Origin of the sequence: Sulfitobacter donghicola DSW-25 = KCTC 12864 = JCM 14565 (assembly GCF_000622405.1) — a bacterium.
In the GTDB taxonomy this organism is placed as follows: domain Bacteria; phylum Pseudomonadota; class Alphaproteobacteria; order Rhodobacterales; family Rhodobacteraceae; genus Sulfitobacter; species Sulfitobacter donghicola.
Genome location: NZ_JASF01000005.1, coordinates 3,265,052 through 3,276,862, shown reverse-complemented (window position 1 = coordinate 3,276,862; position 11,811 = coordinate 3,265,052). Strand labels below are relative to the sequence as shown.

5 protein-coding genes are annotated in these 11,811 nt (G+C 55.9%); 3 read left to right on the top strand and 2 right to left on the bottom strand.

Annotated features, from left to right (window positions below; all coding sequences use genetic code 11):
- Both Z948_RS0117300 and Z948_RS0117295 read left to right on the top strand, forming a co-directional pair.
- Window positions 1-4,696, top strand: a 4,696-nt coding sequence (locus Z948_RS0117300; protein ID WP_025060802.1) for an Ig-like domain-containing protein, incomplete at its 5' end; no start/stop codon positions are given.
- Between the two features lie 402 nt (window positions 4,697-5,098).
- Window positions 5,099-6,205 (top strand): Hint domain-containing protein, encoded by a 1,107-nt coding sequence (locus Z948_RS0117295; protein ID WP_025060801.1) that lies wholly within the window; start codon window positions 5,099-5,101, stop codon window positions 6,203-6,205.
- Here the strand turns inward: Z948_RS0117295 and Z948_RS0117290 are convergent.
- Window positions 6,188-6,787, bottom strand: coding sequence for a nucleotidyltransferase family protein (locus Z948_RS0117290; RefSeq protein WP_025060800.1), 600 nt, complete (start codon window positions 6,785-6,787; stop codon window positions 6,188-6,190). The genes Z948_RS0117295 and Z948_RS0117290 overlap by 18 nt on opposite strands.
- Window positions 6,784-9,204 (bottom strand): GcvT family protein, encoded by a 2,421-nt coding sequence (locus Z948_RS0117285; protein ID WP_025060799.1) that lies wholly within the window; start codon window positions 9,202-9,204, stop codon window positions 6,784-6,786. The genes Z948_RS0117290 and Z948_RS0117285 overlap by 4 nt, the downstream gene beginning before the upstream one ends.
- Window positions 9,205-9,356: 152 nt before the next feature.
- Between Z948_RS0117285 and Z948_RS0117280 the strand changes: the two genes are divergently transcribed.
- Window positions 9,357-11,780, top strand: a complete 2,424-nt coding sequence (locus tag Z948_RS0117280; RefSeq protein WP_025060798.1) for a GcvT family protein — start codon at window positions 9,357-9,359, stop codon at window positions 11,778-11,780.
- Window positions 11,781-11,811 lie beyond the last annotated feature (31 nt).

Here is an 11,811-nt window from a genome sequence, read left to right as displayed (position 1 = left end):
GGCCGAAACGGATGAAGACACGCCTGTTACGATTGCGGTTCTCGACAATGACGAAGATCCAGACGGTGATCCGCTGACAGTTACGGCGGCCACATCTGAGGATGGCACGGTCGAGATCAACGACGACGGCACCATCACCTTCACGCCGAACCCTGACTTTAACGGTGAGGCTACGATCAACTATACCATCGAAGATGGTCAGGGCGGTTTGGACTCTGCTGTTGTTACAGTTGAAGTTGCGCCGGTGCAGGATGCGCCAGTTGCAACGGACGACTTTGACGAAACAGACGAAGAAACACCTGTAACGATCTCTATCCTGGATAACGATAGCGATCCTGATGGCGATCCGCTGACAGTAACCGAGGCGACTTCGCCAGACGGGACTGTTGTGATCAACGACGATGGCACAATCGAGTTCACGCCGAACCCAGATTTCGCGGGTGAAGCTGTAATTGACTATACAATTACGGACGGTAACGGTGGATTTGATGACAGCCGCGTCTTTGTAACGGTGAACCCACTTCAGGATCCACCAGTTGCGGAAAACGATACTGCGGCAACGGATGAGGACACGCCTGTCACCATCTCTGTGCTGGACAACGACTCTGATCCTGATGGTGATCCGCTGACTGTAACCGAGGCGACGTCGCCAGACGGGACTGTCACGATCAACGACGACGGTACGATCGAGTTCACGCCAAACCCTGACTTTAACGGGGATGCGGTGATTGAGTACACAATTACCGACGGCAACGGCGGCTTTGACACTGCTGAAGTGACTGTTTCTGTTGGTGAGGTCTCCGACCCACCGGTTGCAGAGGACGATACAGCCGAGACAGACGAAGACACACCTGTCACCATCTCTGTATTGGACAACGACAGTGATCCAGACAGCGATCCGCTGACCGTGACCGAGGCAACTTCGCCAGACGGGACTGTCACGATCAACGATGATGGCACGATTGAGTTCACGCCGAACCCAGACTTTAACGGGGATGCGACAATCGAATACACCATTACCGATGGTAACGGCGGGTTCGACACTGCAGAGGTTGTTGTTACAGTTAACCCTGTAAACGATGGTCCGCTGGCCGAGGATGACGCAGCTGAAACAGACGAAAACACGCCTGTTACGGTGTCTGTTCTGGACAACGATAGCGATCCGGAAGGTGACCCAATCGAAGTTGTTGAAGCAACCAGCCCCAATGGCGAAGTTGTCATCAACGACGATGGCACCATCACCTTTACGCCTGACGAAGGCTTCACGGGTGAAGCTGTTGTGAACTACACCATCTCTGATGGCGATCTGACGGACCCGGCGGTTGTCTTTATTACTGTGAACGAAGACGATGAGAACTTCGCGCCAGTTGCTACAGATGACACAGCGACGACAGAGGAAGAAACGCCTGTCACGATTGCTGTCTTGGAGAATGACACGGATCCAGAAGACGATCCGCTGACCATTACCGAGGCAACATCGCCAGACGGCACAGTTGTGATCAACGACGACGGCACGATCGAATTCACGCCGAACCCAGACTTCATTGGTGAAGCGGTGATCGACTACACCATCACCGATGGCGAGGGCGGCTTTGATGACGCGCGTGTCACTGTGACAGTCGAAAACGTCAACGATGCGCCTGTCGCGACCGATGATTGTGTCTCGACCGATCTGGATACGCCTGTGACCATTCCGGTTCTGGCCAATGACAGTGATCCTGACGGCGATCCGCTGACTGTGACCGAGGCGACTTCGCCAGATGGTACAGTTGTGATCAACGACGATGGTACAATCGAATTCACGCCAAACCCTGGTTTCACGGGTGATGCGGAAATCGAATATACGATCTCTGATGGTAACGGCGGTGAAGACACGGCAATCGCGAAAGTCTCTGTTGGTGAGGAAACTGATCCACCAGTTGCGGTTGATGACACAGCTGAAACCGACGAGGACACACCAGTTGTCATCGACGTGCTCGAAAACGATAGCGATCCAGATGGTGATCCACTTGAAATCACCGAGGCGACCTCGCCGGATGGCACGGTTACGATCAACGACGATGGCACCATCGAGTTCACGCCGAACCCAGACTTCAACGGTGAAGCCACAATTGAGTACACAATAACAGATGGCAATGGCGGCGAAGACACCGCAGAAGTCATTGTAACTGTGAACCCAGTTAACGATGGCCCATTGGCCGAGGATGACGCAGCTGAAACAGACGAAAACACGCCTGTTACGGTGTCTGTCCTCGACAATGACAGCGATCCGGAAGGTGACCCAATCGAGGTGGTCGAGGCGTCCAGCCCCGATGGTGAAGTTGTCATCAACGATGACGGCACAATCACCTTCACACCAAACGAAGGGTTCACAGGCGAAGCTCAGGTCAACTATACCATCTCTGATGGTGAGCTGACGGATCCTGCGGTTCTGTTTGTGACTGTGAACGAAGACGATGAGAACTTTGCGCCAGTTGCAACAGATGACACAGCGACGACAGAGGAAGAAACGCCTGTCACGATTGATGTTCTTGAGAATGACACGGATCCAGAAGACGATCCGCTGACCATTACCGAGGCAACATCGCCAGACGGCACAGTTGTGATCAACGACGACGGCACGATCGAATTCACGCCGAACCCAGACTTCATTGGTGAAGCGGTGATCGACTACACTGTAACAGACGGCGAGGGCGGCTTTGATGACGCGCGTGTTACTGTAACAGTCGAAAACGTCAACGATGCGCCTGTCGCGACCGATGATTGTGTCTCGACCGATCTGGATACGCCTGTGACCATTCCGGTTCTGGCCAATGACAGTGATCCAGACGGCGATCCGCTGACTGTGACCGAGGCGACTTCGCCAGATGGTACAGTTGTGATCAACGACGATGGTACAATCGAATTCACGCCAAACCCTGGTTTCACGGGTGATGCGGAAATCGAATATACGATCTCTGATGGTAACGGCGGTGAAGACACTGCAATCGCCAAGGTCTCTGTTGGTGAAGAAACTGATCCACCAGTTGCGGTTGATGACACAGCTGAAACCGACGAGGACACACCAGTTGTCATCGACGTGCTCGAAAACGATAGCGATCCAGATGGTGATCCACTGGAAATCACCGAGGCGACCTCGCCAGACGGCACGGTTACCATCAACGACGATGGCACGATTGAGTTCACGCCGAACCCTGACTTCAACGGTGAAGCCACGATTGAGTACACGGTCACAGATGGCAACGGCGGCGAAGATACGGCCGAGGTTGTTGTTACAGTTAACCCTGTAAACGATGGTCCGCTGGCCGAGGATGACGTTGCTGACACGGATATCGGTGAGCCTGTAACAACGGATGTTCTGGCGAACGATAGTGACCCAGAAGGTGACCCAATCGAGGTGGTCGAGGCGTCCAGCCCCGATGGTGAGGTTGTCATCAACGATGACGGCACAATCACCTTCACACCAAACGAAGGGTTCACAGGCGAAGCTCAGGTCAACTATACCATCTCTGATGGTGAGCTGACGGACCCTGCGGTTCTGTTTGTGACTGTAACTGATCCAGCCGAGAATCCGGTTGCTGTAGATGATGTGGCTGAGACGCCAGAAGACACGTCAATTGTGATCGATGTATTGGAGAACGATACAGATCCAAACGGTGATCCTCTGGAAATCAAAGAGGCAACATCGCCAAACGGCACGGTTACCATCAACGATGACGGGACAATCGAGTTCACGCCAGAGGCAGACTTTAACGGTGATACAACAATCACTTACACAATCTGCGATCCTGACGGCAACGAAGATACCGCCACGGTTGATATCACTGTAACGCCGGTTAACGATGCACCTGTTACTGCGGATGATGTCGCGGAAACACCGATCAACACACCTGTGACGATTGATGTTCTGGCCAACGACAGTGATCCGGATGGTGATCCGCTGATCATCACATCGGCAACCAGTGACAATGGCGACGTTGTGATCAACGACGATGGCACGATCACCTTTACACCGGATGACGGCTATACTGGTCCGGCTGATGTTTCCTATACCGTTTCTGACGGTAACGGCGGCGAAGCCTCTGCCAATGTTGCGGTAACCATTCCTTGCTTCACGCCGGGTACATTGATCGCCACACCGAAAGGTGAGCGCAAAGTCGAAGAGCTGGAAGTGGGCGATCGGATCATCACCCGTGACAACGGCATGCAAGAAATCCGCTGGATTGGCTCGCGTGACATGTCTGGTGACGAATTGGCCGCAAAAGAACACCTGCGTCCGGTTCTGATCCGCGAAGGTGCGCTGGGTAACGGTCTGCCGGAACGTGACATGATGGTATCGCCTCAGCACCGTGTGCTGATCGCCAACGACAAAACGGCCCTCTACTTTGAGGAACGCGAAGTCTTGGTCGCGGCGAAACACCTGACGGATATGGAAGGGATCGACGTGGTTGACGTGTCGCACACCACCTATATCCACATCATGTTCGACCAGCACGAGGTTGTTCTATCTGACGGGACATGGACCGAGAGCTTCCAGCCTGGCGATCTATCGCTGGCAGGTGTGGGCGATGCAGCCCGCGAGGAAATTCTCGAACTCTTCCCAGAGTTGGCGACAGAAACAGGTCTCGAGGCTTATACAGCTGCACGCAAGTCGCTGAAAAAGCACGAAGCCAAACTGGTTACCAAAAAGAACTAACTCCTTAAACAGAATTCCCCAAGGCGGGCCCGCAAGGGCTGCGCCTTGGGGTGCACAGATATGCAGCTTCATTCGGGAGTAGTGACCTTGAGTGAGTGAAAACGGAGCCGTACTCGGCTCCGTTTTTATTTGTGCAAAGGCCTATGTGACAAACGGCCTGTGCCTGTTTGGCTTTAATCCAAAGAAAGGGGGTTGCCCTGTCAAACGAGTGATTTGGTGGATTCAATTTCTGGGTGAAAAACCGTTTCCGAATTTATGTATGATCGCCGTCTTTTACGTTGATTGTTTCTAACTTATTGTAAAACAAGGTTAATATTTGGCATTTTCTTGAAATTTTTGAAAAATTCCGTAAGGTAATCCTTGTGCTGAGGGGGGCCTTGGTTTGGGGCAAGGGAGATCGACATGGCGAATATTCACGGAACGGACCAACCAGACAGTATCACGGGCACAAAGGAAGCTGATCTGATCATCTCGGCAGAAGGCGACGATACGATCTCGGGGGGCGCTGGAAACGATGATTTGCTCGCAGGGGCGGGAAACGATTTTGTTTTTGGCGGCGAGGGAAACGACATCATCCTCGGCGAGGACGGCGTTGATGATCTGTTTGGCGGTGAAGGTGACGACAATATCTCTGGCGGTGCAGGGGGTGACCTAATCAATGGAGGGGCCGGGGCCGACCTGTTGGATGGGGGCGCTGGATCGGACATTATTTACAACGTGAACCCTGGTGATTTTGTAAATGGCGGTGAAGGGGGTGAGGGAGATTTTGATCGGCTGGATCTATCTGGTTCTGCACCCGATGGTGGCAGCTTTGTTGTCGAATATGATGACGAAAACCCTGAAAACGGCACCGTCCGATATTTTGATGCCGAGGGAAACAACGCAGGTACAATCGATTTTAAGAACATCGAAAAGGTTGTGCCTTGTTTTACCCCGGGAACGCGCATCGCGACCCCTCGTGGCGAGGTTGCGATCGAAGACCTAACCGTCGGCGACCGTGTCATCACCCGCGACAATGGCCTTCAGGTGATCCGCTGGGTTGGTACACGCACCCTAAGCGCGGATGAACTTGGGTCCGCGCTTCATCTGTGCCCCGTTAAGATTTCTCAGGGTGCTTTGGGAAATGATCTGCCTGAACGCGATTTGATGGTGTCCCCAAACCACCGGATTTTAGTGGCGAACGATAAATCAGCGCTTTATTTTGAAGAAAGCGAAGTCTTGGTCGCCGCGAAACATCTGACGGGATTACCGGGGGTATCCGTGGTTGAAGGCGCAGAAACCACCTATATCCACCTGATGTTCGACCAACACGAGGTGATCTTATCCGATGGCGCCTGGAGCGAGAGCTTTCAGCCTGGAGTGCAGTCTCTTGCTGGGGTTGGTAACGCGCAACGCCTCGAACTATTAGAGATTTTCCCACATTTGAAGACCCATAGCGGCGTCGAAAGCTATTCTTCGGCGCGTCGAAGCCTAAAGGCGCATGAGGCGGCCCTATTGGTTCGGCAATAGGTTTCGCCAGCGGTCCCAATCTTCGGGTGTGTCTAGGTCTGTCAACGCGTGTTCATCGGGCAGGGGGACAGCTGTGGTTTCCTTCAGGTACCTTTGCGCAACAGCTTTGCCACCCTGATCACCCACTAAGGCGATGAGGTCAGGAAAAAGACTGTGGTGGAACAGGATGGGATGGCCAAATTTTCCGCCTTGGGTAGTGGCGCGGTAAATCTTGGTTTCAGATTTTAAATCAACAGCTTCCAGCATGGTGTTTAGGTCGTTCAAGGTGATGTTGGGCATATCCGCCAGCAGCACCATGACCGCTTTTGTTGTGGGGGGCAAAGCAGCCACCCCAGCACGCAGGCTGGCATTCATCCCTTCATCCGCATCTGCGACAGCGACAAGATGGGCCTCTAATCCGTCGAACAGCTCATAGCGTGGATGGGGGGATGGGGGCAGCGTGACGACCACGTTGCATCCCGTTGCCAAGGCGCGTTTCACCTGACGGCGTAGCAAGGGCTCGCCGTCGATCTGTTCTAGCAATTTATCCCTGCCGCGCATCCTGCTAGAGGCCCCAGCGGCAAGGATCAGAATGCTAATCATAGGCCGCGCATCCGCGCACCATCCGCATCAAACAGCGCGGTGGTGATCAGGGTTGCAGGGCGCATTTTGCCAAGGATTTCAATCTCGACCTCCAAACCATCTTGGGACAGAGCCGTGGGAACAAACCCCTGCGCCACAGATTTTTCCGCATAGTGGGAATAGCCCCCAGAGGTGCAGAACCCGATCACGTTGCCATCCAGCCAGATCGGTTCATACCCTTGAACATCAGCGCCATCCGCATCCACTTCAAAAGCGACCAACTTGCGCGCGGTGCCTTCGCTTTGTTCTTTCTCGGCGGCGGCGCGGCCAATGAAATCAGTATTTTTCTTAAAGCTGATAAAGCGATCCAGCCCCGTTTCGGCGGCTGTATAATCCGGCCCGAACTCTAACAGCCAACCGCCAAAGAACTTGTCCAGCCGCAGCGACATCATTGCGCGCATGCCAAACGGGGTCATGCCCAGCGGTTCGCCCGCGCTCCACAATGTCCACCACAGCTGGCGCTGCGCCATGGGGTCGCAATAGATTTCATAGCCCAGATCACCGGTAAAGCTGACGCGCTGAACCAGACAATTTGTCATGCCGATCGTCATCTCACGCACGTCCAAGAACTTCATCGAGGCAACATCGTCGCGCGTGCATTCCTGCAAAACTTGGCGCGCCAATGGCCCTGCGATCTGGAACCCCGTGCGCCGATCCGAGATGTTTTCCACGCTCACGCCATCCTGCGCGTTCATCTCGAACCAACGGCTGTGATAGGCCTGCGCCCCATAAGATGCAGTAAGCTGGAACAGCTCGGGGCCAAGGCAGGAGATTGTGAAATCGCCAATCAGCTTGCCCTTGGGAGAGAGCATCGGCGTTAACGACAAACGCCCCTGTGCAGGGACACGCCCCGCCATGATCCGATCCAGCCACGCGCGGGCATTTGGGCCTGATATCAGATATTTACCAAAATTCTGCACCTCGTTGATCCCCACGCCTTCACGCACGGCGCGTACCTCGCGTGCGGTGGCGTCAAAGGCGTCGGAGCGGCGGAAGGAGGGGGTTTCATAGGTCGGCTCATCGCCTTGGGCGAAATAATTGGCCACCTCTAGCCCGTATTGCTGGCCCCAGACTGCGCCCATATCGCTAAAGATGTCATACATCGGGGTTGTCTGATGCGGGCGCGCGGCGGGAAGCTCTTCGTTCGGGTAGGCGACCGAGAAACGCTTTTGATAGTTTTCGATGACCTTTGGCAGCGTGTAACCCGGTGAAATCCATTTGCCAAAACGCGCCACATCCATGGCAAAGACATCGCGCTCGGGCTCGCCTTCGATCATCCATTGTGCCAACGTCAGGCCAACGCCGCCGCCTTGGCTAAAGCCAGCCATGACACCGCAAGCGGACCAATAGTTGCGCAAACCCGGCACAGGGCCGACCAGCGGGTTGCCATCGGGGGCAAAGGTGAACGGCCCGTGGATCACGTTTTTCACACCCGCGCGTTCCAGATCGGGAAAGCGGCGATAGGCAAAATTGATGCTCTCTTCGATCTTGTCAAAATCATCGGCCAGCAAGTCTTGGCCAAAGCTCCATGGCGTGCCGTTCACCGCCCAAGGGCGGCAGGTTTGTTCATAAAACCCGATGCAAAGGCCCATGCCTTCTTGGCGCAGATAGCTTTCGCCGGCGGGGTCCATCACATGGGGGTGTTCGCGCCCGTCTGCCATCATCTCTTTGATAAGAGGGACTTCTTCGGTGACGAGGTATTGGTGCTCCATCGGGTGCAGGGGCAGATACACGCCCGCCATAGCCCCCACTTCGCGCGCCCAAAGGCCACCTGCGTTGACGATATGTTCAGCATGAATGGTGCCTTTATCCGTGACAACATCCCAGCTGCCATCGGGGCGTTGGTTTGTCTCGCTCACCATACAATGGGTTTCGATGGTTGCGCCGCCCATACGCGCGGCCTTGGCATAGGCGTGGGTGGTGCCGGATGGGTCAAGGTGCCCATCTAGTGGATCATAAAGCCCGCCCAATACCCCGTCGAGGTTGGTCACAGGCGCAATCTTGGCGATCTCTTCGGGGCTGACGATTTCGGTCTCCAGCCCCATAAAACGGTGCTTGGCCCGTTCGGCCAGCAGCATGTCAAAGCGGTCTTGGTTATCCGCAAGGGTCACGCCGCCCACATGGTGCAATCCGCAGGACATGCCGGTGATTTCTTCCAGCTCTTTATACAGTTTGATCGTATAACCCTGAAGCGCGGCCATATTGGTATCGCCGTTCAGCGTATGAAAACCACCTGCCGCATGCCATGTTGATCCCGAAGTCAGCTCGGAGCGTTCCAGCAGCATGACATCTGACCAGCCGAGTTTGGTCAGGTGGTACAAGACCGATGCCCCAACAACCCCACCTCCGATAATGACAACGCGAGACGATGTTTTCATTTAGCTGCTCCATCTATGACCTTTGCTCAGATTAAGCAGATGTCGGGGGCTGCCAAGGCCGTTCGCGACAAAATCTGTCGCAAACGGGCGAACGAGGGGGCGCGCTTGGCGGCAGGTTGGTGCATGCAGTGCAACCGCGAAGGAGCCTTCATATGCGAACCCATGCTCAGGCCGTTATCATCGGGGGGGGCGTTATCGGCTGCTCTATCCTCTATCACCTGACGAAACTGGGGTGGAGCGATGTGATGCTGCTGGAGCGGGACGAGCTGACGTCAGGGTCGACGTGGCACGCGGCGGCCAATATCCACGGGCTGCACGATAACAACAACATCACGCGCATCCAGAACTACACCATGGATCTGTATAACGCGCTGGAGGAAGAGACAGGCCAAAGCTGTGGCGTCTTCCAACCCGGATCGCTGTATCTGGCCCAGACCGAAGCGCGCGAACACCAGTTGCGCCTGCAAGCGGCCAAGGCAAAATACTATGGCTTGCCGTTTCGCGAGGTGGACCGCGCCGAAGCAGAGGCGCTGCATCCGCTGGTCGATTACGACGGTATTCGCTGCATCATGTTTGAGGAAAACGGTGGCAATGTTGACCCCTCGGGCGTGACCAACGCCTATGCCGCTGGCGCGCGCCAGAACGGGGCCGAGATTGTGCGGTTTTGCCCCGTTACAGGAACCGAACAACAGCCAGACGGATCGTGGATTGTGCGCACCGAAAAGGGCGATATTCACACGCAATGGGTGGTGAATGCCGCTGGCCTCTGGGGGCGCGAGGTTGCCGCGCTGGCAGGGATCACGCTGCCGCTGCAACCGACCGAACACCAGTATTTCGTCACAGAAACCATCGCCGAGATCGACGGGCTGGACCGCCGCCTGCCGTCCGTCGCCGACCGTGATGGCGAATACTACCTGCGCCAAGAGGGCAAAGGCCTGCTGGTTGGGGCCTATGAAAAAGACATGGTGTTCTGGGCCGAAGACGGCACGCCGCAGGGTTTTGGCCATGAGCTGTTTGCCGATGATCTGGAGCGGATCGAGGATAACATGATGCGCGCGATTGACCGTGTGCCGGTGATCGGGACATCAGGCATCAAACGCGTCATCAACGGCCCGATGATCTGGACACCCGATAGCAACGTGCTGTTCGGCCCTGTGCCAGAGCTGCGTAACTATTTCTGTTGTAACGGTATTATTCCAGGGTTTAGCCAATCGGGCGGCATGGGGCTGTTGGCAGCTGATTGGATTGTTACGGGCGAGACGCGCTATGACATGTTCGCGTGGGATGTGGCGCGGTTTGGCGATTGGGCGGATAAGGCCTTTACCAAGGCGCGGGTGGGCGACCAATACGCCAACCGCTTCAAAATCCACTTCCCCAATGAGGAACGCAGCGCAGGGCGCCCCGCACGCGTGCGCCCGATCTATGAAACCCAGCGCGATATGGGCGCGGTGTTTGGCCTGAACTATGGCTGGGAGCATCCGCTGTATTTCGGGGATGAAATCGGCGCCGAGGACCAGACCCACGGGTTCACCCGCCAGCCATGGTGGGATGTCGTTGGCCGCGAATGCACCATGCTGCGCGACACGGCGGGCATCATCGATATCTCGAATTTTGCCAAATACACCTGCAAAGGGGCAGGGGCCGAGGCGTGGCTTAACAGTCTCTTTGCCAATAACATGCCGCGCGCGGTTGGGCGGTCTTGTCTGACGCCGCTGATCGGCAAACGCGGCGGCATCGCGGGGGATTTCACCGTCACGCGTCTGGCCGAGGATGAGTTCTGGATCATCGGCTCCGGCATGGCTGAACGCTATCACCAGCGCTTTTTCAACGAGATCCCATTGCCCGAAGGCACCACATTTGAAAGCCACACCAATGACATGTGCGGGTTCAACGTGGCTGGGCCCAAATCGCGCGAGATGTTGCAGCGCCTGACAAACACGTCGCTGGAGACGTCTGATTTCCCCTTCATGCGGTCAAAATGGATCGAGCTGGGCGGCGTGCGCTGCCTTGCGCTGCGGGTGTCCTTTACGGGCGATCTAGGGTGGGAGCTGCACTGCGCCGAGGCAGATCAACCCGCCTTGTTCGAGGCACTGATTGCGGCAGGCAAAGACGTGGGCGCGGGCCCCGTTGGCAGCCGTGCGTTGATGTCGCTGCGGGTTGAAAAGGGCTATGGATCATGGGGGCGCGAATACAGCCCCGAATACTGGCCGCAGGAAGTTGGCCTTGATCGTCTTTGCAAGGTTGAGAAAGAATTCCTCAACCGTGACGCCGCCCTTGAAAACATGGGCATACCTGCGCGCGAAGAGCTGGTTTTGCTGGAATTGGACGGCGCGCAAACCGATGCGTCAAACGCAGATGCAACAGGGGGCGAGCCGATCTTTAAAGACGGTAAAGGCATCGGTCGTGTGACCTCGGGCGCGTATGGCTATACCGTTGGGAAATCGCTGGCGCTGGGATATGTCAAAGGCGCCTCTGCTGGGGATGTGGTCGACGTGATGGTGCTGGGCGCGCCGCACAAGGCAACCATTCTGGCCGAGCCGCCCTTTGACCCCAAAGGCCAGCGTCTGCGGGCCTAAAGGGGGGGGCTTGGCCGCGATCGGCCAAACC

Excerpts from the sequence above, each read along its gene's own strand:
- Z948_RS0117295 (WP_025060801.1), top strand. The coding sequence starts at position 5,099 with ATGGCGAATATTCACGGAACGGACCAACCAGACAGTATCACGGGCACA.
- Z948_RS0117290 (WP_025060800.1), bottom strand. The coding sequence starts at position 6,787 with ATGATTAGCATTCTGATCCTTGCCGCTGGGGCCTCTAGCAGGATGCGC.
- Z948_RS0117285 (WP_025060799.1), bottom strand. The coding sequence starts at position 9,204 with ATGAAAACATCGTCTCGCGTTGTCATTATCGGAGGTGGGGTTGTTGGG.
- Z948_RS0117280 (WP_025060798.1), top strand. The coding sequence starts at position 9,357 with ATGCGAACCCATGCTCAGGCCGTTATCATCGGGGGGGGCGTTATCGGC.